The following is a 23,291-nucleotide window of genomic DNA, read 5'->3' on the forward strand; positions in this document are numbered from 1 at the left end:
AAGAAGAAGCCCGGTTCAGGCTGCTTCTTTTTTAACGGTTGATTTTGGCCGTTTGGCCGGGGGGCGAGCTTGGCATGTTTGCAAGGGAGATGCTCATCCCCCCGAGAATAATACCGCTTAAAATAACGGTGATGGCCAGGCGTCTTCCCATATCTCTAAGCATGGTCTTCCTCCTTATCGTTTCTCCATTCCTCACGATATGAAAGAAGCCGGGAAAAAAGACGCGAAAACAAAAATTATTTAGCCGCTTTTTGCAATTTATCGATCACTTCGAGAGAACGACCCGTTCCGATAGCGACAGATTCAAGCGGATTTGCAGCAACATGCACGGGCACAACGATTTCCTGTGACAGCCATTCTTTGATGCCGTTCAAAAGCGCGCCTCCTCCGGTCAAAATCACGCCCCGGTCGACAATGTCTCCGCTCAGCTCCGGAGGACAGTCTTCTAGCGTCGCTCTGATGGCTTCGATAATATGCAGGAGCGATTCGCGCATCGCCTTCTGAATTTCTTTCGATTCCAGGGTAATCGTTTTCGGCAGGCCTGTAACAAGGTCGCGTCCTCTGACTTCCATCGTTTTCGTCTCATGGTCAATCAATGCGTAGCCGATCTCAATTTTGACTTCTTCGGCCGTCCGTTCACCAATCAGCAGGTTGTATTTTTTTCTGACGAATGACACGATGTCTTCATCAAGCTGATCACCGCCGATCCGGATCGAGTGGCACGAGACAACGCCTCCGAATGAAATGATCGCCACTTCTGTCGTGCCGCCGCCGATATCGACGACAACGTTTGCGACAGGTTCATCGACAGGCAGATCTGCGCCGATGGCGGCGGCGACAGGCTCCTCTATCAAATGGACTTGTTTGGCTCCGCAGTTTTTGACAGCATCGCTGATTGCGCGCCTTTCAACAGCGGTTGAGCCGGACGGCGTGCAGACGACGACGCTCGGCTTTCTGAACGTAAAGCCGATGTTCTTTCCGGCTTTTTTCATAATCTGCTTCAAGAGGTCTGTCGTCATGTCATAATCGGCGATGACTCCGTCTTTCATCGGCCTGACCGCGACGATTTTTCCCGGCGTTTTTCCGATCATGTTTTTGGCTTCTGTGCCGACCGCCAATACGCTCTTTGTTTCCGTGTCCACGGCGACGACGGAAGGCTCATTTAAAATGATTCCTTTGTTTTTGCTGTAAACCAATATGTTAGCTGTGCCTAGATCAATTCCGATCTCGGTTGTTTGAAACATGTTTTCACCCAATCTCTATTTAAAATTTTTCCGAAAAACGAAATTTTCTTCGTGCTGAAAAAATGAATTTCATTTAAATTTTCTCAAATCATCGGCGATTTTTGGGGGTTTGTGACGATTTTGAAACCAATCTGTAAAATGCTGTCCTCATATTTACATGATGAGAAAATTATTTCATTTTTATGACCGGATTTTTGTCGAAGAAACGCTTGATAAGGGAAACCTTTTTCAGTCTTCATTCGTCTATCGTTATGCTAAGACAATATCTTAGAAAAATAGAAACAATAGAGGAAGTAGGCGAAAGTTTTGAAAGCAATAGGAGTTGTGAGAAAAGTAGACGAACTCGGCAGGATCGTGATGCCGATTGAATTGAGAAGAGCTTTGGATATCTCGATCAAGGACAGCATCGAATTCTTTGTCGACCAAGATAAAATCGTCCTGAAAAAATATAAACCGCACGGTGTGTGTCTGATGACCGGTGAAATCACTTCTGAAAACCGCGAGTATGGAAACGGGAAAATTACGCTCAGTCCTGAAGGGGCCGAATTGCTTTTGGAAGAAATCAAAGCTGCCTTAAACGGAGTGAAAGCATAACATTCGACGCCCTTCATCAGAAGGGCTTTTTCTTGCGCCGGGAGCAGATAAAACCGCCGTCACTGAAAAATTCAGCCATAGAGACGATAAATACTTCGAACAATCCTCTCAAATGTGGTGTAAAGAATGTTACAATTGACTGAGAAATACAAGTGGCAGGTGGGGGTATGAAAAGATATCAAGGACGAATCATTGCAACCGTGCTGGCAATGACTTTTATCATGTTTTGGAATTTTTTATTCTATGGGGTGTTGGGAAATAAAATCAATTGGACGGTTGATCTGCTGTTTACGCTGGTGACATTAATCAGCGTTTGGTGGCTCACACTTTATATCGATGAGTCAAATCAGCTTGTCTATAAATTGAAGGAAAGCGAAAAGAAATATAAAGAGCTTTCCTCAGAAACCAACCGCATAATGGATAATCTTCAGGAAATCGTCTTTCAAACGGACCGGATAGGATACATTACATTTCTGAATCAGGCGTGGACAACCCTGACCGGATACAGTGTCGAAGAGAGCCTTGGAACGATGTACAACGATTATTTTGACCATGAAGAACGGATCTCGAATCACCTGATCGCCCAGTTGAAGAACAAGGAGCCCGAAGGCAGGATCGAGGTGCTCTACCATCGCAAAGACGGGAGCAAGTTCTGGGGCGAAGTTCACTATAAACTTTATTATAAAAACGGTCAATTTACGGGCAGCTTGGGGACGCTGACTGATGTGACAGAACGGAAAAAAGCGGAGATGGAACTGTTTAAGTCGAATCAGCGGCTGGCCATGCAGTCTCAAAAGCTGGCGATGGCCGGGCAGCTCGCAGCGGGGATCGCTCACGAAGTCAGGAACCCGCTGACATCTGTAAACGGATTTTTGCAGCTGATGAAAGCGGAATATCCTGACCGGAAAGATTACTTTGACATTATTTTCTCAGAGATTAAACGAATCGATTCTGTGCTCGGAGAACTGCTTGTGCTGGCCAAACCGCACCAGGTTCAATTTAAAAAGATCAAAATCAATTCGGTTCTTCAGCAAGTGGCAACGCTTCTTGAGACGAACGCCGTGCTTTCCCACATTAAGATCGAAAAAGCGTTTCAGCACGGGGAGGAGTGGGAAATAAACGGTGATGAAAATCAAATCAAACAGGTATTCATCAATTTAATTAAAAACGGGATAGAAGCGATGCCTGACGGCGGTAAAATTACGATTTCCTCAAAGGCAGAAGGAGACTATGTGAAAATCAGCATCAAAGACGAAGGCGGCGGCATTTCCCAAGCCGACTTGGCAAAGCTCGGGGAGCCTTTCTTCTCAACGAAAGAAGAAGGGACAGGTCTTGGGCTGACAATTTGCCTGAATATCATCGGCGCCCACAACGGAGAAATGAAAATCGACAGCAAATTGGGCGAGGGAAGCACATTCCACATTTTGCTTCCGGTCGATAAAGGTGCGGCGTCCGAAGAGAACGACATTCAGCAAGGATGCTGCAGCCGCGCAACTATAAAATAAAAGAGGAAAAATTCCACTTCATATGATAGAATTTGTTCAAGATTGACCCATGGAGGAATTACCGATGAAAAAAGAATTTGCAGTAATTGGACTCGGCCGGTTCGGCGGCAGCATTTGCAAAGCATTGAGTGAAGAAGGGCTTGAAGTAATGGCGATCGACAGAGATGAAGATCGCGTAAACGAATACGCCAAAATTGCAACACATGCTGTGATAGGAGACACTACAGACGAATCTGTGCTGAAAAACCTTGGACTGCGCAATTTTGACCATGTCATTGTAGCGATCGGGGAGAACATTCAAGCGAGCATTTTGACAACGCTGATCTTAAAAGAGCTTGGTGTGAAAATGATTACCGTAAAAGCTCAAAACGATTATCATGAAAAAGTATTATCCAAAATCGGAGCGGACCGGATCGTTCACCCGGAGCGTGAAATGGGAAAAAGGATCGCCCACAACATCGTCTCCAACAATGTGCTTGATTATCTGGAACTTTCTGATGAACACAGCCTTGTCGAAATCGCAGCGAACGGCAAACTGGCCGGAAATACACTGCTTGACCTTGATATCCGGGCCAGATACGGAATTAATATTGTTGCGATCAAGCGGGGAAAGGAAGTCATCGTATCTCCGCTTGCCACTGAAGAAATTCAGAAAGACGATATTTTAATCGTCATCGGCTCAAATCCTGACATTGAGAGATTTGAAAAAAAAGTCTTTCAACATTAAAATGCCACCGATTAACCGCGGGAACCCCACAGCCCGCGGTTTTTTTGATCTTTTCATTGACTGTTTCAAGCGATTCGGCTACGATATTGAACCATATACATATAAAAAAGAGAGGGGACATATACCTTTGGACAAAGAGATGTTCATTCGCCGGCTTGGCGCCGCCAGTCATCGCAAAAAAGCGGAAACTGTAATTAAAAACGGAAAAATCATGGATGTTTTTAATCAGGAATGGTTGGAGACGGACATTGCCATCACAGACGGGGCCATCGTCGGCTTGGGCGAATATGAGGGGGGAAATATCATTGACGCTGAGGGACAAATGATCGTTCCCGGCTTTATCGACGGTCATGTCCATATTGAGTCCTCGATGGTGACGCCGCCCGAATTCGCTAAAGCGGTGATTCCCCACGGTGTGACAACCGTTGTCACCGATCCCCACGAAATCGCGAATGTCTCAGGTGTGAAGGGTCTTGAGTTCATGTTGGAGCAGGCTGAGATGACCAGGCTGAACATTTATTTTATGCTCCCTTCTTGTGTGCCTGCGGCACCATTCGAAAAATCGGGTGCGATTTTGAACGCCGCGGATTTACATCCTTTTTACAGCCGCGAAGAGGTGCTCGGGCTTGCGGAAGTGATGGACTATGTGGCCGTTGAAGCTGGAGAGCCGGATATGGTGCAAAAGCTCATTGATGCCGATAAAGCGGGCAAGCGGATCGACGGGCATCTGGCCGGCTTGTCAGCCGGGTTTGTCAATGTCTACAGAGCGGCGGGCGTGCTTACAGACCATGAGGTCACAACACCTGAAGAGGCGCTTGAACGAGTGAGAAGAGGGATGTACGTCATGCTGAGAGAAGGTTCTGCGGCAAAGAATACGCGTCATGTTTTACCTGCGGTCAACGAGAAAAATGTGAGACGCTTCTTTTTCTGTACGGATGATAAGCATCTGGACGAACTGGTCGATGAAGGAAGCATTAACTACCAGGTCAAGCTTGCCATTCAAGAGGGGCTTGACCCGTTTCTCGCATATCAAATGGGCAGCCTGAATGCAGCGGAATGCTTCGGGTTAAAGACGAAGGGAGCGGTCGCCCCGGGTTATGACGCAGATCTTCTTTTCATCAGCGATTTTGAGAACGTGAGCATTACAAAGACGATGATTAACGGCGTGATCTGGAGCGGGACAGAGCAAAGCCAATCGACGGGCGGCAAAGCGGCATCCGGTCTGCTTCAATCTGTGCATCTGTCTGATTTACATGAGGATGATCTGCAAATTCCGATCGTTCAAGAGAATGAAATCAGGGTTATTGACATTATCCCCAATCAGCTCGAAACAAAGCTGTCCCTGGCCAAGCCGAAAAGCGGAGCTTTTTTTCAGCCGGATCTGGAAAGCGATCTGTTGAAAATTGCAGTGGTTGAGCGCCATCGCGGCGTTAAAGAAATCGGACTCGGCGTAGTCAGAGGCTTCGGTTTAAAAGAAGGCGCCATCGCGACAACCATTTCTCATGATTCCCACAATTTAATCGCTGTCGGTACAAATGATCAAGACATTTTAAAAGCGATTGAACGCCTCGGAGAAATCGGAGGAGGCCTCACCATTGCCAAAGGAGGGAAGGAGCTTCAATCCGTCGCACTGCCGATCGCCGGCCTCTTGTCGGACAAACCGCTTGAGACGGTCAACGAAAGCTTGAAATCTCTCCACGCGGCAATAACAGAGACAGGATTTTCAGGAGCGTTTAATCCTTTTCTGACGCTTTCTTTTTTAGCGCTTCCGGTCATTCCCGACATTAAAATGACAACGGAAGGATTGTTTGATGTTAAAGCGTTCAGGCATATCCCGGTTCAACCATAAAAAAACGGATGCACCCCGGTGCATCCGTTTTTTGCTGTATCCGCATCCGCGATTAGACTTCCATAATAATCGGAAGGATCATCGGCCGGCGTTTTGTTTTTTCATAGAGGAAAGGAGCAAGCGTGTCTGTAATCTCGTTCTTAATTTCAGACCACTGTGTCGTTTTGCGCTCCATCACTTTTTTAAGGTGTCCTGCAATCAGTTCCTGGGCATCATTGATTAAATCACCGGATTCTCTCATATAGACAAATCCTCTGGAAATTAAGTCAGGCCCTGCGGACACTTTGAATTCTTTCATGTTGATGCTGACAACGACAATGACGAGCCCTTCTTCGGAAAGAATCCGGCGGTCGCGAAGCACGATATTGCCGATGTCGCCGATGCCGCTTCCGTCAATATAAACATTGCCTGACGGGATTTTACCCGCAACTGAGGCTTCTTCGCTTGTCAAAGCAAGCACTTCCCCGTTGTCCATAATAAAGCAGTTTTCCTCAGGAATTCCGCAGTCTGTCGCCAGTTTGACATGCATTTTCTGCATTCTGTATTCACCGTGAATCGGCATGAAAAACTTTGGCTTGATGAGGCGGAGCATCAGTTTTTGCTCTTCCTGTCCGCCGTGTCCCGAGGTGTGAATGTTAGTCACAGCTCCGTGGATGACATCGGCACCCGCCCGGTAAAGCTGGTTAATCGTGCGGCTGACGCTGATCGTATTGCCCGGGATCGGAGATGATGAAAATACGACCGTATCCCCGGGATTGATGGAGATTTGCCGGTGTGTGCCGTTTGCAATTCGAGATAGAGCAGCCATCGGTTCGCCTTGGCTTCCGGTACAGAGAATCGTCACTTTCCCGGCAGGGAGCCTGTTGATTTCATTCGCTTCAACGAAAGTGTTTTTCGGACACTTAATATATCCGAGCGTTTGGCCGATTTCGATCGCCGACTCCATGCTTCGCCCAAATACGGCAACCTTCCGTCCGTTTGCAACAGCCGCTTCGATCACCTGCTGCAGGCGGTGGATGTTTGACGCAAAGGTTGCGAAGATGATCCGGCCTTCGACTTTTCGGAAAATATCATCAATGCTTTCTCCGACTTTGCGCTCTGACATCGTGAAATCAGGGATTTCACTGTTTGTGCTGTCTGACAGCAGGCAAAGCACGCCTTCTTTTCCGATTTCGGCCATCTTTGTCAAGTTGGCGGGTTCGCCCACCGGTGTAAAATCGAATTTAAAGTCTCCGGTATGTACGATGTTTCCTTGCGGTGTTTTTACGACAATCCCGTATGAGTCCGGAATGCTGTGGGTCGTCCTGAAAAAAGAAACCGACGTTTTTCTGAATTTGACGATATCGTCTTCTTCAATGATATGAAGCTTTGTTTGGCGAAGCAAACCGTGCTCTTCAAGCTTCTTCCTGAGAAGGCCGATGGCGAGCTGTCCGCCGTAAACCGGAATGTTCACCTGTTTGAGCAGGTACGGAATTCCGCCGATGTGGTCTTCGTGTCCGTGCGTAATAAAAAGACCTTTGATTTTTTCTTCGTTTTTGACTAAATAAGTGTAGTCAGGGATGACATAGTCGATTCCGAGAAGCTCGTCTTCCGGAAACTTAATCCCCGCATCGATGAGCACGATCTCGTCCTGGAACTGGACCCCGTACGTGTTTTTGCCGATTTCCCCAAGTCCTCCAAGGGCAAATACAGCCGTTTGGTCATTTTTAACAAATTTCATTCATTCATAACTCCAATACTTTAAAATTTTCGCTTTGCTTTTCATATTCTAAAAAAGCGCCTTCAACTTGCTGTATAAACTCAATATTGTAGTTGTATGGTTTTAATTTAGATCTGACTTCACGTTCAGATTGAGCTTCCACAAAAATTGAATCTGTTTTTTCACGAACAGGTACTTCGTCATTGCTTGCTTGATAAAATACCTTATAGATCATCCAAATCTCTCCTTAACTGCCGATTGTTAGACTCATCTTTCTATTATATTCGAAATTGGCTCATAAGAAAAGCGCCTGAGAAAAAAAGGACCCTTCCACACGAGTGAAGGTCCTTTTAGGCAATCGACTTTCTGCGCATCATGCCATTCAGCTGTTTTTTTAATTTTTTCCGCAGACGGCGAAGCATACGGGTTCCTCCTTTCTCTGACTTGTCTGAGTAACTTCCGTATCTCTTTAGTTCTATTATATGATGAATCCGTCTATTGTTACATGGATATTATTGGCATGTTGATTTAGTTTTGATTTTGGAGTGAAAAGGTTTTCTCGCGTACGCAGTTTTTGTATGATGGTACAGGAGAACCATCAATCATACTAGCTAAGGGAGAAGGATTCACTGCCATGGATAAAAAGCTGATTTTCTTTGATATTGACGGAACGATTTATGATCACGATAAACGCATTCCCGCCACCGCAAAACAGGCCGTCTCCGATTTGAAAGCGCACGGCCATCATGTTTTCATCGCGTCAGGCCGTGCGCCGTTTATGGTCAGGCCTGTTCTTGAAGAACTGGGCATCGATTCTTTTGTCTCTTATAACGGACAATATGTCGTTTTTGAAGGAGAGGTCATTTATAAAAATCCCATTGCCGAGCAGTCGTTAGAAGCGCTGCTTGCGCATTCGGACAGCTGCGGCCACCCCCTCGTCTTCATGGGGGAAGAGGGGATGCGCTCTACAACTGCCGCCCATCCGTTCGTCGATGAAGGGATCGGCAGCTTAAAAGTCAATCCGCCGGAAGAGGATCGTACCTACTTTAAGGGCAGGGACATTTTCCAGGTCCTCTTGTTCTGCACGCAAGACGAGGAAGAGCGGTACAGCCGGTTTAAAGAGTTTGATCTCGTCCGCTGGCACGAGCGCTCCACAGATGTGCTGCCTTCAGGCGGATCGAAAGCGGAAGGAATCAAAAAAGTCATTGAAAAACTTCCGTTCGACAGAGAGGATACTTATGCGTTCGGGGACGGTCTGAACGACCTGCAGATGATCGAATTTGCGGGAACCGGAGTAGCGATGGGCAACGCTGTGCCCGAGCTGAAAAAAATAGCCGACTTTATCACAAAGCCCGTCGATGAAGACGGCATTCAATACGCGGTGGAAGCGCTCGGACTTTTGAAATCATAAAAAACGGATCAGAAATGATCCGTTCAGCTTGTCGACAAAGTCACAAAAAAGTGGCTTGATCGACAAGCTTTTTTTGTTAAAATGTGTGTGGAATCTAATTTTTGGAGGTTTTACCATGTTGACCAAACACTCTAAAGATCAGCGTGAACAGCTTGAAGTCGTTGCCTTAAGTGAGCTTGTACCTGAAGACCATTTGGTCAGGAAGATGGAAGAAGCCATTGATTTTTCATTTATTTATCAAAAAGTTGCCCCTCTTTATTCTTCAAAAGGGCGTCCAAGTATTGATCCTGTTGTACTGATTAAAATGGTGCTCATTCAATACGTGTTTGGTCATCGCTCCATGCGCGAAACCATTAAGCGAATCGAAACTGATGTAGCCTATCGCTGGTTTATTGGATATGGATTCTCTGAAAAAATCCCTCACTTTTCAACCTTCAGTAAAAACTATGAACGTCGCTTTCATGACACAGACCTATTTGAAACAATCTTCTATAGGATTTTACGTCAGGCCATGGATCTCGGCCTCGTCGATCCTTCGGTTGCCTTCATCGACAGCACACATGTCAAAGCGAATGCCAATAAGAAAAAGTTTGTGAAAAAGATCGTAAGAAAAGAAACAAGAGCTTATCAGGAACAGTTAGATCAAGAAATTAATGCCGATCGCGAAGCCAACGGCAAAAAGCCCTTAAAGCCCAGGCAATGCTCAGAAGAACGAGAAATAAAAGAAAGTACAACAGATCCTGAGAGCGGCTATTTTGTAAAGGGTGAACGGGAACGCCTTTTTGCTTATGGTTTTCATACAGCTTGTGACCGGAACGGATTTGTGCTGGGGACGGTTGTTGAGCCTGCCAATATTCATGACAGCCAAGTGTTCACGACCCTGTTTCAACAAGTGAAAGAGCGCGTCGCCAAGCCTCATACGGTCGCAGTTGATGCCGGATACAAAACACCGGTTATCGCAAAATTTCTTCATGAAGAAAACGTTCGCCCTGTTATGCCTTACACGCGTCCGCAAACCAAAAAAGGATTCATGAGAAAACACGAGTATGTTTACGATGAATTTTATGATGTCTATATCTGCCCGCAAGACCATATTCTCTCCTATCGCACAACCAATCGGCAAGGTTATCGAGAGTATGCTTCAGATCCAAATCGATGTAAACAATGTCCATTACTACATACGTGTATAGAAAGTAGAGATCATCGAAAGATGATTCACAGACATATCTGGCAGGATCATTTAGACGAAGCTGATCATCTTCGGCATACGGAAGAGAATAAACAAATCTATGCCAAACGTAAAGAGACGATCGAACGAGTTTTTGCCGATTTAAAACATAAGCATGGCTTGCGCTGGACAACCTTACGGGGAAAGAAAAAATTGTCCATGCAGGCGATGCTTGTTTTCGCTGCCATGAATCTGAAAAAGCTGGCGAATTGGACCTGGAAAGGTCCTAACCGCCAGCCTTCTGATCGAAATAATAGAATAAAATGGACAAAAACAGGTCGGATTTTTAAAATCCGACCTGTTTTGTCAACGGTCTGAAACGGATCAGAAATGATCCGTTTTTTTTATGACTTTACCTGCCTACAGGCGTTGCATTTTCAGGTTGTTTCAGCGGGTTTTCTTTGTCGATGTGGTCGTAAAACATAATGCCGTTCAAATGATCGATCTCATGCTGGAATACGATCGCCGGATATCCTTTTAAGCGGATGTCGATGTTTTCGCCTTCAAGCGTCGTTCCTTTGACTCGGATCCGTTCATAGCGCGGAACATATCCGGGAATCGGCTCGTCGACGGACAGGCAGCCCTCGCCGCTTGTCAAATAGCATCTTTGAACAGAGTGGCTGACGATCTTCGGATTGAAAAGCGCATAGCTGTATAGTGTCCCGTCTTCGCTTTCGGCATGAACGGCGATCATTCGTTTATTGATATTAATTTGCGGAGCGGCTAGACCGACACCAGGACGAAGGTTGTACTTTTTAGCGATTTCGGGGTCCTGGCTGTTTTTGACAAACTCGATCATTTCGCTCAGCTGTTTGATTTCTTCTTCGCTTGCTGGCAATTGAACTTCTTCGGCGACGGTTCTCAAAGCAGGATGACCGTCGCGGACAATGTTTTCCATTGTGATCAACATCTTCACTCCCAACGATTCATTATGTAAAGTATAGCGGATCTTGCTCTTTCCGCGCAATCTCTGTGCATGATAAAATGACCAGCCTAAAGGAGGCTGGTCATGACGGATCCATCAGGGGCTAGCAGCCTAAATAAGCGGCCCCTACAATAATCAGCAAAATAAAGAGAACGACGATCAAAGCGAATGTGCGGCCGTAGCCGTATCCATAACCGCCGCCGTACCCGTATCCAGGGCAGCAATAACCGTACATATAAAGACCTCCTCCGTTATTTTACGCACAGCCTTTTCTTTTTAGTAGGCATGGCGTCTAATATAAACTATGTAAAAGTCCAAAGGTTGTATAGTCGAATGCCCAGCTTCAAGGAATTTTCCCTAAAGGTTTGGTCTAAAAGCGAAGGCGGTTGCATACCGATCTGATATCGGCTTGTCCATATCTTTAGACTTCTGTTGTCAAACAAGCGAATTCATTTTATAGTGGAATTTGTCGAGATTGGGGGAAGTTCATAGTGAAATTTTCAAATATGCGGGTGCCCGCAGGCATCGTCGTTTTTTGCACGGCTGCATTTGTATTAACAGGCTGTCTCTGGAAGGATCCTGTCGAGTCGTTTCACGGCTCGCTGGAGAAGATCGTGGAATTGGAAGAGCCTTTTAAACAAGAGCAGGGTTCACTTAAAAGTCTTGAAAAAGCCGAATCGAAGCTTTACGAGGAAATGATCAGGCTCAATATGGATGATTTTGACCGGATCGCTGCGCTCTCCGACAAAGCGCTGAAGACAGCCGGCAAACGCGAGAAGCACTTGAATTCTGAGAAAGAAAGCATAGATGAAGCAAAGCAGGAGTTTGAAGCAAATAAAGCGTCGGCAGAAAAAATCGATGATCAGAAGGTCAGGAAAAAGGCTGAGAACGCTGCATCTTATATGGAAAAGCGCTACAAAGCATACGACTCTCTTTATGGCGCCTATCAAAACGCAATCGGCCTTGACAAAGAGCTGTACAAGCTGCTCAAAAATAAAGGGCTTAAACTGGATGACCTTGAGGAGCAGCTGAAAAAAATCAATCAATCGTATGACAAAGTGCTGAAAGAAAGCAAGCATTTCAATGAGTATACAAAGGACTACAACAAAGCCAGAAAAGATTTTTACAAGGCTGCGGGGTTTGAGATGAAAGAGGGCTGAATTGTTCAGCCCTCTTTTTTTCGACAAAATCTGTATCGCTATTGTAATACAGATTGTTATCTATACTAGAACAGTTTGCAGCAGTCTTGACAACGCTGAAACAGAAATCCGATAAAGCGAATACATTTATTGAAATTCAGGAATGAAAACGATTGACGATCATGATCGACTGGTGTAAACTTAGCCTTGGTGGAACTTGTTGTATTAGTTTGTCATAAACTATAAGTGATACAGTTTTAGAACGCGTTGTGCTGTCCTTACATAAAAGTTTCGACAACCATCAAAGCGGCTAATAAGAAATAAATATGAGTTGCGCCCGTCAATTTAGGACACCCTAATTCTGTATGTATAAGGGATACACGTCTATGACTGTCAAAAGAAAGGAAGAGGTGACTTTATATGGCTGCAAAAACGAAAAAAGCAATCGTTGATAGCAAAAAGCAATTCGATGCCATTAAAAAGCAGTTCGAAACGTTTCAAATTTTGAATGAAGAAGGCGAAGTCGTTAATGAAGCGGCAATGCCGGATCTATCTGATGATCAATTAAAAGAATTAATGCGCCGCATGGTGTATACACGCATTTTGGATCAGCGTTCTATTTCTTTGAACAGACAAGGCCGCCTTGGCTTCTACGCGCCGACTGCCGGTCAGGAAGCTTCTCAAATTGCTACGCATTTCGCGCTTGAAAAAGAAGACTTCGTTCTTCCGGGCTACCGTGATGTTCCGCAGCTGATCTGGCACGGACTTCCGCTTTATCAAGCATTCTTGTTCTCTCGCGGACACTTCCGCGGCAACCAAATGCCTGACGATGTCAATGCGCTTTCACCGCAAATTATTATTGGTGCGCAATACATCCAAACGGCTGGCGTTGCACTCGGCTTGAAAAAACGCGGCAAACAGGCTGTGGCGATCACCTATACTGGAGACGGCGGTGCTTCCCAAGGTGACTTCTACGAAGGAATCAACTTTGCCGGTGCGTATAAAGCTCCAGCTATTTTCGTTGTTCAAAACAACCGCTATGCGATTTCAACACCTGTTGAAAAGCAATCAGCAGCTCAAACAATCGCCCAAAAAGCTGCGGCTGCAGGTATCGTCGGCGTTCAAGTAGACGGAATGGATGCCCTTGCTGTATACGCTGCGACACGCGAAGCACGCGAGCGCGCTGTAAACGGCGAAGGCCCTACCCTGATCGAAACGCTTTGCTTCCGTTACGGTCCTCATACTATGGCCGGTGACGATCCGACAAAATACCGTACAAAAGAAATCGAGAATGAGTGGGAGCAGAAAGATCCGCTTGTCCGTTTCCGCAAGTTCTTGGAAAACAAAGGCCTTTGGTCTGAAGAAGAAGAAAACAAGGTAATTGAAGAAGCGAAAGAAGAAATCAAGCAGGCGATCAAAAAAGCTGACGAAGAGCCGAAGCAAAAAGTGACCGACCTGATCGACATTATGTATGAAGAGCTTCCTTACAACCTTGTAGAACAAAAGGAAATTTATAAAGAGAAGGAGTCGAAGTAAGCCATGGCGCAAATGACAATGATTCAAGCAATCACTGATGCGTTACGCACAGAACTGAAAAATGACGAAAATGTCTTAGTTTTCGGAGAAGACGTCGGTGTTAACGGCGGCGTGTTCCGTGCGACTGAAGGATTGCAAAAAGAGTTTGGTGAGGATCGCGTATTTGACACTCCTCTTGCTGAATCTGGTATCGGCGGCCTTGCACTCGGCTTAGGCTTACAAGGCTTCCGTCCTGTAATGGAAATTCAATTTTTCGGCTTTGTGTATGAAGTGATGGACTCTGTTTCCGGACAAATGGCACGGATGCGCTACCGTTCCGGCGGCCGCTGGAATTCTCCGGTGACAATCCGTTCTCCGTTCGGCGGCGGTGTTCATACGCCTGAACTTCACGCGGACAGCTTGGAAGGACTCGTTGCACAGCAGCCTGGACTTAAAGTCGTTATTCCTTCAACTCCGTACGATGCTAAAGGACTTTTAATCTCTGCGATCCGCGATAACGATCCGGTTGTCTTCCTTGAGCACATGAAACTTTACCGTTCATTCCGCCAGGAAGTTCCTGAAGAGGAATACACAATTGAAATCGGCAAAGCCGATGTGAAACGCGAAGGAAAAGACCTTTCCATCATCACATACGGAGCGATGGTTCACGAGTCATTAAAAGCGGCGGAAGAGCTTGAAAAAGAAGGCGTATCTGCTGAGGTTGTCGACCTTCGCACAGTCAGCCCGCTTGACATTGACACGATCATCGCGTCTGTAGAAAAAACAGGCCGCGCAATCGTCGTTCAAGAGGCGCAAAAACAGGCTGGAGTAGCTGCAAACGTTGTTGCCGAAATCAACGACCGCGCGATTTTGAGCCTCGAAGCTCCAGTGCTTCGCGTCACTGCTCCTGATACTGTATTCGCATTCTCTCAAGCTGAAAGCGTATGGCTTCCAAACCATAAAGACGTGCTTGAAACTGCGAAAAAAGTATTGGAATTTTAATTAGATCTGAACAATTCAAAAGGGAAAAGCTGATATCAGCCTTTTTCCCTTCATGCATTTCCACAGTCAGTCGGAGAAACTGTAGCCGTGTACTGACAGTCGGCCTAAACAAGAGGCCGACCACTATATCAACTACGTAATAATCTTAGGAGGTCGAGAACTGTGGCATTTGAATTTAAACTTCCGGATATCGGGGAAGGAATCCACGAAGGCGAAATCGTGAAATGGTTCGTCAAGCCAAACGACGAGGTAAACGAAGATGACGTTTTGGCAGAGGTACAAAACGATAAAGCAGTTGTAGAAATTCCTTCACCTGTTAAAGGAAAAGTATTAGAATTAAAAGTTGAAGAGGGAACAGTCGCAACCGTTGGGCAGACGATCATCACATTTGATGCACCAGGTTACGAAGATCTTCAATTCAAAGGCGACGAATCAGGCGAAGCGAAAGCGGAAGAAGCTGAAAAACAAGAAACTGATGCACCTGCAGAAGCAGCGGAAGCAAACGAGCAAGCGGATGCAGATCCGAATAAGCGCGTCATTGCAATGCCATCTGTTCGCAAGTATGCCCGCGAAAAAGGCGTTGATATCGTGAATGTTTCAGGTTCCGGCAAAAACGGCCGCGTTCTGAAAGAAGATATCGACAGCTTCTTAAACGGAGGAACTGCCGGAGACGCTAAGGCTGCTCAAGCTGAAGAGAAAGCAGAACCTGCTGCACAGCAACCTGCAGCTGCGGTTCAAGTGCCTGAAGGCGAATTCCCTGAAACTCGCGAGAAAATGAGCGGAATCCGCAAAGCCATTGCAAAAGCTATGGTCAACTCAAAACATACCGCTCCACACGTTACATTAATGGACGAAGTCGATGTGACAAACCTTGTCGCTCACCGCAAGCAGTTTAAACAAGTTGCGGCTGATCAAGGAATTAAGCTGACTTACCTGCCTTACGTGGTAAAAGCTTTGACATCAGCTCTGAAAAAATATCCAGTCCTGAATACATCAATTGACGACAATACAGATGAAGTGATTCAGAAGCACTACTACAACATCGGTATTGCGGCAGACACTGAAAAAGGCCTGCTTGTGCCGGTTGTTAAAAATGCGGACCGCAAAGCGATTTTTGAGATTTCAAACGAAATCAACGAGCTTGCGACAAAAGCACGCGAAGGCAAACTTGCTCCTGCTGAAATGAAAGGCGCTTCTTGCACAATTACGAATATCGGCTCTGCCGGCGGTCAATGGTTCACACCGGTTATCAACCATCCGGAAGTTGCGATCCTTGGAATCGGCCGCATCGCTGAGAAAGCTGTCGTTCGTGACGGCGAAATCGTCGCTGCACCTGTTCTGGCTCTTTCTCTAAGCTTTGACCACCGTATGATCGACGGCGCAACTGCACAAAACGCGTTGAATCACATCAAGCGTTTGCTGAACGATCCACAATTAATTTTAATGGAGGCGTAATGTAATGGTAGTAGGAGATTTCCCTATTGAAACAGATACTCTTGTCATTGGTGCGGGACCTGGCGGCTATGTAGCTGCCATCCGCGCTGCTCAGCTTGGACAAAAAGTAACAATCGTCGAAAAAGGCAATCTTGGAGGCGTATGTCTGAATGTCGGATGTATCCCTTCAAAAGCGCTTATCAATGCAGGCCACCGCTATGAGAATGCGAAGCATTCTGAAGAGATGGGGATCACTGCTGAAAACGTAAAAGTTGACTTTACAAAGGTTCAAGAATGGAAAGCCTCTGTCGTTAATAAGCTTACCGGCGGTGTTGAAGGCCTTCTGAAAGGAAACAAAGTCGACATCGTAAAAGGCGAAGCATACTTTGTAGACAGCAATTCTGTACGCGTGATGGATGAGAACTCAGCTCAGACTTACACGTTCAAAAATGCGATCATTGCAACAGGTTCTCGCCCTATCGAATTGCCAAACTTCAAATATAGCGACCGCGTACTGAATTCAACAGGCGCACTTGCACTGAAAGAAATTCCTAAGAAGCTCGTTGTCATCGGCGGCGGCTACATCGGAACAGAGCTCGGTACTGCATATGCAAACTTCGGTACTGAAGTTGTCATTCTTGAAGGCGGAGAAGAAATCCTTCCAGGATTTGAGAAGCAAATGAGCTCTCTTGTGAAACGCAACCTGAAGAAAAAAGGCAACGTTGAAATCCATACAAAAGCAATGGCTAAAGGCGTAGAAGAAAAAGCTGACGGCGTAACCGTTACGTTCGAAGTGAAAGGCGAAGAGCAAACGATCGATGCGGACTACGTACTTGTCACTGTCGGCCGCGTTGCAAACACGGACGAGCTCGGACTTGAACAAGTCGGCGTCGAAATGACGGACCGCGGCATCATCAAAACGGACAAACAATGCCGTACAAACATTCCGAACATCTATGCGATCGGTGACATCATCGAAGGTCCTCCGCTTGCGCATAAAGCTTCTTATGAAGGTAAAATTGCTGCTGAAGCGATTGCCGGAGAAGCTGCGGAAATCGACTATCTTGGAATTCCTGCGGTCGTATTCTCTGAGCCTGAACTTGCATCTGTAGGCTACACTGAAGCACAGGCTAAAGAAGAAGGTCTTTCAGTGACTGCAGCCAAATTCCCGTTTGCAGCAAACGGACGTGCGCTGTCATTAAACGAAACTGACGGTTTCCTTAAACTTGTAACACGCAAAGAAGACGGCTTAGTCATCGGTGCACAAATCGCCGGAGCAAGCGCTTCTGACATGATTTCTGAGCTGAGCTTGGCAATCGAAGCAGGAATGACTGCTGAAGATATCGCAATGACAATCCACGCTCACCCTACATTGGGAGAAATCACAATGGAAGCTGCAGAAGTTGCCATCGGCATGCCGATCCACGTTGTAAAATAAATCAAAAACCCCCTCTGCAGGGGGTTTTTTATGTTTTCTCTTATTCGGGTGCATGACAAATTGCCCGGGATACATGTGAAGCAGAAAAAAAATCCCCTTGCACATGCACAGGGGGCTTTTAATGTTTCAATTCCTTTTGAAGAAGCCTTACAATTTTATCTTTATCTTTTATTTTTCCTTCAATTTTAACCAGTACTTTCTTATCATTAACAAGCAGCAAGCTTGGAAAGACTTTAACCTCTTTTTTCCACTCGCCTTTATCATGTGAAATTTCCATACTTGAAACCTGTTCGGGAAATTCTTTTTTTAAATCCAAAAGCGCATCATAATAAGCCACTTCCTGCTCCATATGCTCGTCATCGGAAAAAAAGATGAGCTTGAGGTGGCGGTGATTGGTGCTTTGATGCTGCTGGTCAGGCATGATGTGAGATAAAGAACATCCACTCGTCAAAAAAAGGAAACAAATTGCGGCGGTGAATATCGCTCGAAACCACATGACGTCTCTTCACCTCTCTATATAATGCAAGCCGATTTTCCTGTTCGATTAGTAAACAATTCCTATTTTATCATGATAATTGAAATAATTTTTCGTTGTTACCCATTTGTTACACAATTGATAACTGCCGTTTTATTTATGAGATGTTGTAGGTTGAGCGTGTTTGATGGGTACATCGTCGGAATCAGCCGGGAAGCGTTCTGCTTATACCTTAAGCAGGAATACATATATAACATGATGGCCTTTTTTTAGAAAAAGAGCAAAAATGATTTAAATGTGTTATACAATTTACCGTTGACAATATTAATGTGACATAATATTATAGGGGTAACAAATTTAAACGCTTCCATTTTGAAAAGAAAAGGGGAATGAAAGATGGGCACGATCGTTTGTCAAGACTGCAATGAAACCATTCAGCATTTTGAAGATGAGAAAGTGACGATACTTTACGGAACGTGCGGACAGTGCAACTGCCATCTTAAAGAGGAAGAATAGAAAAAAGCATGCGGCCATTTACAGTGCCGCATGCTTTTATGTTTTTACAGGATTGCCTGCTGTTCTTTAATAACGCGGATCATATGGAGGGTGTCATCTTCCGGTCCCTGAACAGGCAGCCCAGCTTCCAGGTTCTTTTCGATGTAGTTGATATTATCCTCGGTAATGATCTCGCCCGGAATGAAGATCGGTATCCCTGGCGGATAAACCATAACAAACTCGGCAATCATTCTGCCAGCTGCTTTTTTGAACGGAATGATCTCCGTGTTTGCGTAAAAAGCGTCACGCGGTGTCATCGCAAGCGCCGGAATGTTTGGCAGAAGCACTTCAGGCTTGCGTCTGTTTTCCGCAGATGAAGCGGCCTGTTGAGCAATCTCGGTTAATCCTTTAATTAACGCATCTGCATCCTCTTTCCGGTCTCCCGGTGTAAAAATGCACAGGATGTTGTATAAGTCAGAAAGCTCCACTTCGATTTGGCATGACTCGCGCAGCCATTTTTCCACATCATGACCGGTCAGGCCGAGGTCTTTCACAGATATGATCAATTTGGTCGGATCATAGTCAAAAGCCGCTTTGGAGCCGAGGATTTCCCTCCCGACGCATGAAATCCCGTTGATATTATTGATGCGTTCCCTTGTTTCGTTGGCGAGCTTAATCGTTTGTTCGATCAGTTCGTGTCCCTCTGTGGCTAAGCGTTTTCTGGCGACATCAAGCGAAGCGAGCAATAGATAGGAGGTCGATGTCGTCGTCAGCATGCTTAAAATCGATTGCACCCTTTCCTTTGAAACCAGACCTTCTTTCATATTGAGAATCGAACTTTGTGTAAGGGATCCTCCGAGCTTATGAACGCTCGTCGCCGCCATATCCGCTCCGGCCTGCATTGCCGAAAGAGGCAGATCTTCATGGAAGTGGATATGAACGCCGTGCGCCTCGTCAACTAGCACCGGGACATGAAAAGAATGAGCCAGCTCGACGATGCTTTTTAAGTCTGCAGCTATGCCGAAATAAGTCGGGTTGATGACGAGCAGTCCTTTTGCGTCAGGATGCTCAAGCAGCGCTTTTTTCGCTGATTCAGGGGTGATCCCGTGTGAAATCCCCAGCTCATCGTCGATTTCCGGATGGATGAAGATCGGTACGGCGCCTGAGAAGACGATCGCTGACATCACCGATTTATGAACATTTCTCGGGACGATGATTTTGTCTCCGGGTCCGCATACGGCCATGACCATCGTCATGATGGCGCCGCTCGTTCCCTGGACGGAAAAGAACGTGTAGTCGGCTCCGAATGCTTCAGCCGCCAGATCCTGCGCCTGTTTGATTATTCCTTTCGGCGCGTGCAGATCGTCGAGAGGCTCGATGTTGATTAAATCTATGCTTAATGCATTTTCTCCGATAAACTCCCTGAATTCAGGGTCCATCCCAGAGCCTTTTTTGTGCCCCGGTATATGGAACTGGATCGGGTTTTTGCCGGCGTGTTTTTTTAATCCGGTATATAGGGGTGTTTCGTGCTGCAACAATTGTTTTCCCACCTTCATGATAAACCTGCTATTTCCTTAAAGACTATTCTTTATCAAAAATCGTTGAGTTATTTTGCGTTTTTGCTTGATGGCATAAAACAAATGAATTATATTATGTTCTTGAAAGAATGTAAAGAACATTTTATCATCTTTCCTGTAAGGGGCTTCTAGGTCCCTATGGATAGTCGCAAAAAAGAGAACCAATACTAAAGCTATACAAGCCGTCAGGCTGAACTGCACAAGGAGATGAACCAAATGGAAGAAGGGTACCAATATCCGATGAATGAAGACTGGAGCACAGAGGAAGCGATAGACGTCATATCGTTTTTTCAGGCGGTTGAGCTCGCTTATGAAAAAGGCGTAGAGCGAGACGTGCTGATGAGTGCTTACCGCCGCTTTAAAGAAATCGTTCCGGGAAAAGCGGAGGAAAAAAAGCTGTGCAGCCAGTTTGAAGAAGCGAGCGACTACTCTCCGTATCAAGCAGTCAAAAAAGCAAAGGAACAAACGGAAGATACGAAAATTAAAATGTAATGAGAAAATCCAAAACAAAAAGGGATGGCACCACCGGCCATCCCTTTTTGATTATACCGATACTTTCTGCGTCAGGCGGTAAAGGAAGGCGAGCTTTTCAAAAGCCGCTTCGATTTCGGATAGAAACGCCTCTTCACTCATATGCAGCACCTCGTCTTTAGAAAGCTGAATACCGCAAAGCGCTTCTGCTTTCTTCACGTTGACGAGCCGTTCAAACAGGTTTTCCAGATCTTTTTCATTCATCTCAGACTGTCTCTTGGCATCCGGTTTCGTATGATCGGCCGACCAGAAAAAGCGACTTGGAATGCTGCTCTCAATATCCGGCAGATGCTTCTTAAACAGCTGGCCGTATTCCTGCTTGAGAGGGGACTCATAGATCAATGCAAACCATACGAAAACGTGGGTTTCCCATAAACCAATTTGGAAATGCGGCAGCTTTTTATAGCCGCGCTTATTGTTTGCGAAAGCAACCCAGCTGTCGTTCGGCGGATTGACTGAGCGGCGCGCGTGCTTGGCGACGTGGACAAACATTTCGTCTCCTGTCAAAGCGGACAGAACAGGCGCAAAATGATCGCCGAGCCCTTGAAGTTTCGGGCGCACTGTGTCTTTCAGAACGCTCATCCGCGCATCTAAACCTTCTATTGTAAATGTACGAAAATCCTCTTCAGTAAAACGCAGACTGCTCATTGTGTTCCTCCTTGTCCAATCAGTAAAGATATTGTATCACAGTCGGCTTTTCAAACAAAAAATTACGTTTCGCCTTGCGGAATTTGGGGAATCGTTAGGTAAACACACAATTTTTAGAATAACGTTGCGAATGTTTGAGCACTTCATACGATATGAATAAGAAATTAATATATATCACGCTTAGGACTTAAAGCCAGAAGGATTCCTTTTGAAATCAATTTTCTCTGGAGGGGGCGTAGGGCACATGAAACCAATAGTAAAACAAGGATTGAAAGAGGAAAAAGACAATCGGGCCGCTGTTTGGAGGCTTGAGGTCGATTATGAACTTGCAACGCTTTTTGAAGCTATGGAAAAAAAGGATGAAACCCAAATCGAGTTGAGCAAGCGCAAACTGGAACGACTCAGAAAAGAATGGATCAGATTACATGGTTGAAACCATAATAAAAACGAACCGTTTGAGAGGTTCGTTTTTATCTGGGCTGCCTGGATATTTGTCATTTTTCTTGATTTTTCCCGGTTAATATCAGTATGCTATGAATAAATCAACAGGTATACATAGAAAAGAGGTAGTGTGATGACAAACTGGAAGGAAATCGATCGCCTGGCGAAAAGCTGGGTGAAAGAAGCTGGTCAGAGAATTAAGCAATCAATGAAAGAAAAGATGACGATTGAAACGAAATCGAATCCAAATGACCTTGTCACAAACATTGACAAGGAAACAGAGCGTTTTTTCATTGAAAAAATTCAATCGGTTTTTCCGGATCATCATATTCTTGGCGAAGAAGGCCAAGGGGACAAGCTCACATCTTTGGACGGCGTCGTTTGGATCATCGATCCGATCGATGGTACGATGAACTTTATTCATCAAAAACGCAATTTTGCGATTTCAATCGGCATTTTTGAAAACGGAAAAGGCAAAATCGGCTTGATTTATGATGTGACTCACGATGAGCTTTATCATGCTTTTCAAGGCGAAGGTGCTTACATGAACAATACAAAGCTCGGCAAGATGAAAGAAGTGCCGCTTGAGGAATCGATTCTGGCCATCAATGCGACATGGATCACCGAGAACAGACGGATCGATCCAAGCGTATTATCCCCGCTTGTCAGGCGCGTCAGAGGGACCCGTTCATACGGTTCAGCGGCTTTGGAACTCGCTTATGTAGCGGCAGGCAGAATGGATGTGTATGTGACGATGAGGCTCGCTCCTTGGGATTACGCTGCCGGCTGCATTCTGCTTGACGAGGTCGGCGGAACATATACAACCATTGACGGGAAACCGCTCAATTTTCTTGAAAACCACAGCATCGTAGCCGGCAATCCGGCAGCTCACCGGGCGATTTTCGACGAATATTTGCCGCATGAATAGCAGGTCTTTCTCTTCTTCTGATCTCGCCTTTTTTGAAGAGCTGGCCGAAGCGAGCCCCGGGTGGGTGAAGGAAGAGCTTGACGGAAACAGCCTGGAACGCTATATGAGTGCTTATGCGATGTATAACGGTGAATGGCTCGTGTGGGAAGACGGGGGACTGCCGGCGGCTCTCAGCTTTCATCTCGAATGGGCGCCTTCTAATGGCAAGCCTTGGCTCGGAACGCTTCTTGTCCATCCCGATTTCCGCAAAAAAGGCCGGGCAAAAGAAGTGATCAAAACGATCGGAAAACGCTTGAGAGAAAAGGGGCATAAAGCGTTGTTTGCGGCAGTGCCTTATGAGAAAGACGAATGGTTGAACATGCTGGCCCGTTCAGGATTTGAACAGCTGAAAACGGAAAAAGATGAAAAGGGAAAACGATATTTGATCATGGTTTTGCCCCTTCCCTTGTGGCTGCAATGAGACTTGTTTAACAACAGGTCTCTTTT

25 protein-coding genes are annotated in these 23,291 nt (G+C 45.8%); 16 read left to right on the forward strand and 9 right to left on the reverse strand.

All coding sequences use genetic code 11. From position 1 onward, the window contains the following. Nucleotides 1–31 precede the first annotated feature (31 nt). Nucleotides 32–163 (reverse strand): protein YkpC, encoded by a 132-nt coding sequence (locus H7F26_RS14640; protein ID WP_003181378.1) that lies wholly within the window; start codon nt 161–163, stop codon nt 32–34. 73 nt (nt 164–236) lie between these two features. After that, entirely contained in the window at nt 237–1,244 is a 1,008-nt protein-coding gene (gene mreBH, locus H7F26_RS14645) for a rod-share determining protein MreBH (protein WP_003181381.1), read from the reverse strand. A 306-nt stretch (nt 1,245–1,550) separates the two neighbouring features. Here mreBH and H7F26_RS14650 point away from each other — a divergent pair, with 306 nt between their 5' ends. The 4 genes from H7F26_RS14650 (at nt 1,551) to ade (ending at nt 5,919) form a co-directional block, all read left to right on the forward strand. Beyond that, nucleotides 1,551–1,838, forward strand: coding sequence for a transcriptional regulator AbhA (locus H7F26_RS14650; RefSeq protein WP_003181383.1), 288 nt, complete (start codon nt 1,551–1,553; stop codon nt 1,836–1,838). A gap of 167 nt (nt 1,839–2,005) precedes the next feature. Then, nucleotides 2,006–3,343 (forward strand): ATP-binding protein, encoded by a 1,338-nt coding sequence (locus tag H7F26_RS14655; protein ID WP_003181386.1) that lies wholly within the window; start codon nt 2,006–2,008, stop codon nt 3,341–3,343. 64 nt (nt 3,344–3,407) lie between these two features. Next, on the forward strand, nt 3,408–4,070 hold the full coding sequence (locus tag H7F26_RS14660; RefSeq protein ID WP_003181388.1) for a potassium channel family protein: 663 nt from the start codon (nt 3,408–3,410) through the stop codon (nt 4,068–4,070). A gap of 127 nt (nt 4,071–4,197) precedes the next feature. Then, complete coding sequence (ade, locus tag H7F26_RS14665; RefSeq protein ID WP_003181389.1) at nt 4,198–5,919, forward strand: adenine deaminase; 1,722 nt, start codon at nt 4,198–4,200, stop codon at nt 5,917–5,919. Nucleotides 5,920–5,971: 52 nt separating this feature from the next. On the opposite strand, the gene rnjA is transcribed toward ade, so the two are convergent. Together rnjA and H7F26_RS14675 are read right to left on the reverse strand one after the other, a co-directional pair. Beyond that, nucleotides 5,972–7,639, reverse strand: a complete 1,668-nt coding sequence (gene rnjA, locus H7F26_RS14670) for a ribonuclease J1 (protein WP_003181391.1) — start codon at nt 7,637–7,639, stop codon at nt 5,972–5,974. 4 nt (nt 7,640–7,643) lie between these two features. Continuing rightward, nucleotides 7,644–7,853, reverse strand: coding sequence for a DNA-dependent RNA polymerase subunit epsilon (locus H7F26_RS14675; RefSeq protein WP_003181393.1), 210 nt, complete (start codon nt 7,851–7,853; stop codon nt 7,644–7,646). A gap of 399 nt (nt 7,854–8,252) precedes the next feature. On the opposite strand from H7F26_RS14675, the gene H7F26_RS14680 reads away from it, so the two are divergent. Together H7F26_RS14680 and H7F26_RS14685 are read left to right on the forward strand one after the other, a co-directional pair. Further along, on the forward strand, nt 8,253–9,029 hold the full coding sequence (locus H7F26_RS14680) for a Cof-type HAD-IIB family hydrolase (RefSeq protein WP_003181395.1): 777 nt from the start codon (nt 8,253–8,255) through the stop codon (nt 9,027–9,029). A 115-nt stretch (nt 9,030–9,144) separates the two neighbouring features. Then, complete coding sequence (locus H7F26_RS14685; RefSeq protein ID WP_026699437.1) at nt 9,145–10,575, forward strand: IS1182 family transposase; 1,431 nt, start codon at nt 9,145–9,147, stop codon at nt 10,573–10,575. 34 nt (nt 10,576–10,609) lie between these two features. Here H7F26_RS14685 and def read toward each other — a convergent pair whose 3' ends face one another. Both def and H7F26_RS14695 read right to left on the reverse strand, forming a co-directional pair. Further along, nucleotides 10,610–11,164, reverse strand: a complete 555-nt coding sequence (gene def, locus H7F26_RS14690) for a peptide deformylase (protein WP_011197950.1) — start codon at nt 11,162–11,164, stop codon at nt 10,610–10,612. 121 nt (nt 11,165–11,285) lie between these two features. Next, the gene (locus H7F26_RS14695; protein ID WP_003181399.1) at nt 11,286–11,417 is read right to left on the reverse strand and encodes a YjcZ family sporulation protein; all 132 of its coding nucleotides are present in this window, start codon (nt 11,415–11,417) and stop codon (nt 11,286–11,288) included. Nucleotides 11,418–11,673: 256 nt separating this feature from the next. On the opposite strand from H7F26_RS14695, the gene H7F26_RS14700 reads away from it, so the two are divergent. The 5 genes from H7F26_RS14700 (at nt 11,674) to lpdA (ending at nt 17,710) form a co-directional block, all read left to right on the forward strand. Beyond that, complete coding sequence (locus H7F26_RS14700; RefSeq protein ID WP_003181401.1) at nt 11,674–12,342, forward strand: YkyA family protein; 669 nt, start codon at nt 11,674–11,676, stop codon at nt 12,340–12,342. A gap of 399 nt (nt 12,343–12,741) precedes the next feature. Further along, nucleotides 12,742–13,857, forward strand: a complete 1,116-nt coding sequence (gene pdhA / locus H7F26_RS14705; RefSeq protein WP_003181403.1) for a pyruvate dehydrogenase (acetyl-transferring) E1 component subunit alpha — start codon at nt 12,742–12,744, stop codon at nt 13,855–13,857. A 3-nt stretch (nt 13,858–13,860) separates the two neighbouring features. After that, nucleotides 13,861–14,838 (forward strand): pyruvate dehydrogenase complex E1 component subunit beta, encoded by a 978-nt coding sequence (pdhB, locus tag H7F26_RS14710; protein ID WP_003181406.1) that lies wholly within the window; start codon nt 13,861–13,863, stop codon nt 14,836–14,838. 162 nt (nt 14,839–15,000) lie between these two features. Further along, entirely contained in the window at nt 15,001–16,293 is a 1,293-nt protein-coding gene (locus H7F26_RS14715) for a dihydrolipoamide acetyltransferase family protein (RefSeq protein WP_003181409.1), read from the forward strand. Between the two features lie 4 nt (nt 16,294–16,297). Then, nucleotides 16,298–17,710 carry a dihydrolipoyl dehydrogenase gene (lpdA, locus tag H7F26_RS14720; protein ID WP_003181410.1) on the forward strand — a complete coding sequence of 471 codons (1,413 nt, stop codon included), beginning with the start codon at nt 16,298–16,300 and terminating at the stop codon, nt 17,708–17,710. Between the two features lie 118 nt (nt 17,711–17,828). On the opposite strand, the gene H7F26_RS22035 is transcribed toward lpdA, so the two are convergent. Then, nucleotides 17,829–18,059: a hypothetical protein gene (locus H7F26_RS22035; RefSeq protein ID WP_223307093.1), complete on the reverse strand. Its 231-nt coding sequence runs from the start codon at nt 18,057–18,059 to the stop codon at nt 17,829–17,831. 522 nt (nt 18,060–18,581) lie between these two features. Between H7F26_RS22035 and H7F26_RS14730 the strand changes: the two genes are divergently transcribed. After that, complete coding sequence (locus H7F26_RS14730) at nt 18,582–18,701, forward strand: GapA-binding peptide SR1P (RefSeq protein WP_003181418.1); 120 nt, start codon at nt 18,582–18,584, stop codon at nt 18,699–18,701. 44 nt (nt 18,702–18,745) lie between these two features. Here the strand turns inward: H7F26_RS14730 and H7F26_RS14735 are convergent, their stop codons facing one another. Next, nucleotides 18,746–20,218, reverse strand: a complete 1,473-nt coding sequence (locus tag H7F26_RS14735; RefSeq protein WP_026080863.1) for an aminotransferase class I/II-fold pyridoxal phosphate-dependent enzyme — start codon at nt 20,216–20,218, stop codon at nt 18,746–18,748. A 255-nt stretch (nt 20,219–20,473) separates the two neighbouring features. Here H7F26_RS14735 and H7F26_RS14740 point away from each other — a divergent pair, with 255 nt between their 5' ends. Beyond that, the gene (locus H7F26_RS14740; RefSeq protein WP_003181422.1) at nt 20,474–20,749 is read left to right on the forward strand and encodes a UPF0223 family protein; all 276 of its coding nucleotides are present in this window, start codon (nt 20,474–20,476) and stop codon (nt 20,747–20,749) included. A 51-nt stretch (nt 20,750–20,800) separates the two neighbouring features. On the opposite strand, the gene H7F26_RS14745 is transcribed toward H7F26_RS14740, so the two are convergent. Next, nucleotides 20,801–21,436 carry a YktB family protein gene (locus H7F26_RS14745; protein WP_003181424.1) on the reverse strand — a complete coding sequence of 212 codons (636 nt, stop codon included), beginning with the start codon at nt 21,434–21,436 and terminating at the stop codon, nt 20,801–20,803. Nucleotides 21,437–21,680: 244 nt separating this feature from the next. Between H7F26_RS14745 and H7F26_RS14750 the strand changes: the two genes are divergently transcribed. The 3 genes from H7F26_RS14750 (at nt 21,681) to H7F26_RS14760 (ending at nt 23,265) form a co-directional block, all read left to right on the forward strand. Continuing rightward, entirely contained in the window at nt 21,681–21,869 is a 189-nt protein-coding gene (locus tag H7F26_RS14750; protein ID WP_003181425.1) for a hypothetical protein, read from the forward strand. Between the two features lie 141 nt (nt 21,870–22,010). Continuing rightward, nucleotides 22,011–22,805, forward strand: coding sequence for an inositol monophosphatase family protein (locus H7F26_RS14755; protein ID WP_003181429.1), 795 nt, complete (start codon nt 22,011–22,013; stop codon nt 22,803–22,805). Beyond that, nucleotides 22,798–23,265 (forward strand): GNAT family N-acetyltransferase, encoded by a 468-nt coding sequence (locus H7F26_RS14760; protein WP_003181431.1) that lies wholly within the window; start codon nt 22,798–22,800, stop codon nt 23,263–23,265. The genes H7F26_RS14755 and H7F26_RS14760 overlap by 8 nt, the downstream gene beginning before the upstream one ends. Nucleotides 23,266–23,291: the final 26 nt, after the last annotated feature.

This window comes from Bacillus sp. PAMC28748 (assembly GCF_014250415.1).
GTDB lineage: Bacteria > Bacillota > Bacilli > Bacillales > Bacillaceae > Bacillus > Bacillus licheniformis.

Coding starts and splice junctions, on each gene's coding strand:
- H7F26_RS14640 (WP_003181378.1), bottom strand. CDS start 163: ATGCTTAGAGATATGGGAAGACGCCTGGCCATCACCGTTATTTTAAGC.
- mreBH (WP_003181381.1), bottom strand. CDS start 1,244: ATGTTTCAAACAACCGAGATCGGAATTGATCTAGGCACAGCTAACATA.
- H7F26_RS14655 (WP_003181386.1), top strand. CDS start 2,006: ATGAAAAGATATCAAGGACGAATCATTGCAACCGTGCTGGCAATGACT.
- H7F26_RS14660 (WP_003181388.1), top strand. CDS start 3,408: ATGAAAAAAGAATTTGCAGTAATTGGACTCGGCCGGTTCGGCGGCAGC.
- rnjA (WP_003181391.1), bottom strand. CDS start 7,639: ATGAAATTTGTTAAAAATGACCAAACGGCTGTATTTGCCCTTGGAGGA.
- H7F26_RS14675 (WP_003181393.1), bottom strand. CDS start 7,853: ATGATCTATAAGGTATTTTATCAAGCAAGCAATGACGAAGTACCTGTT.
- H7F26_RS14680 (WP_003181395.1), top strand. CDS start 8,253: ATGGATAAAAAGCTGATTTTCTTTGATATTGACGGAACGATTTATGAT.
- H7F26_RS14685 (WP_026699437.1), top strand. CDS start 9,145: ATGTTGACCAAACACTCTAAAGATCAGCGTGAACAGCTTGAAGTCGTT.
- H7F26_RS14695 (WP_003181399.1), bottom strand. CDS start 11,417: ATGTACGGTTATTGCTGCCCTGGATACGGGTACGGCGGCGGTTATGGA.
- pdhA (WP_003181403.1), top strand. CDS start 12,742: ATGGCTGCAAAAACGAAAAAAGCAATCGTTGATAGCAAAAAGCAATTC.
- pdhB (WP_003181406.1), top strand. CDS start 13,861: ATGGCGCAAATGACAATGATTCAAGCAATCACTGATGCGTTACGCACA.
- lpdA (WP_003181410.1), top strand. CDS start 16,298: ATGGTAGTAGGAGATTTCCCTATTGAAACAGATACTCTTGTCATTGGT.
- H7F26_RS22035 (WP_223307093.1), bottom strand. CDS start 18,059: ATGGAGCAGGAAGTGGCTTATTATGATGCGCTTTTGGATTTAAAAAAA.
- H7F26_RS14730 (WP_003181418.1), top strand. CDS start 18,582: ATGGGCACGATCGTTTGTCAAGACTGCAATGAAACCATTCAGCATTTT.
- H7F26_RS14740 (WP_003181422.1), top strand. CDS start 20,474: ATGGAAGAAGGGTACCAATATCCGATGAATGAAGACTGGAGCACAGAG.
- H7F26_RS14745 (WP_003181424.1), bottom strand. CDS start 21,436: ATGAGCAGTCTGCGTTTTACTGAAGAGGATTTTCGTACATTTACAATA.
- H7F26_RS14750 (WP_003181425.1), top strand. CDS start 21,681: ATGAAACCAATAGTAAAACAAGGATTGAAAGAGGAAAAAGACAATCGG.
- H7F26_RS14755 (WP_003181429.1), top strand. CDS start 22,011: ATGACAAACTGGAAGGAAATCGATCGCCTGGCGAAAAGCTGGGTGAAA.
- H7F26_RS14760 (WP_003181431.1), top strand. CDS start 22,798: ATGAATAGCAGGTCTTTCTCTTCTTCTGATCTCGCCTTTTTTGAAGAG.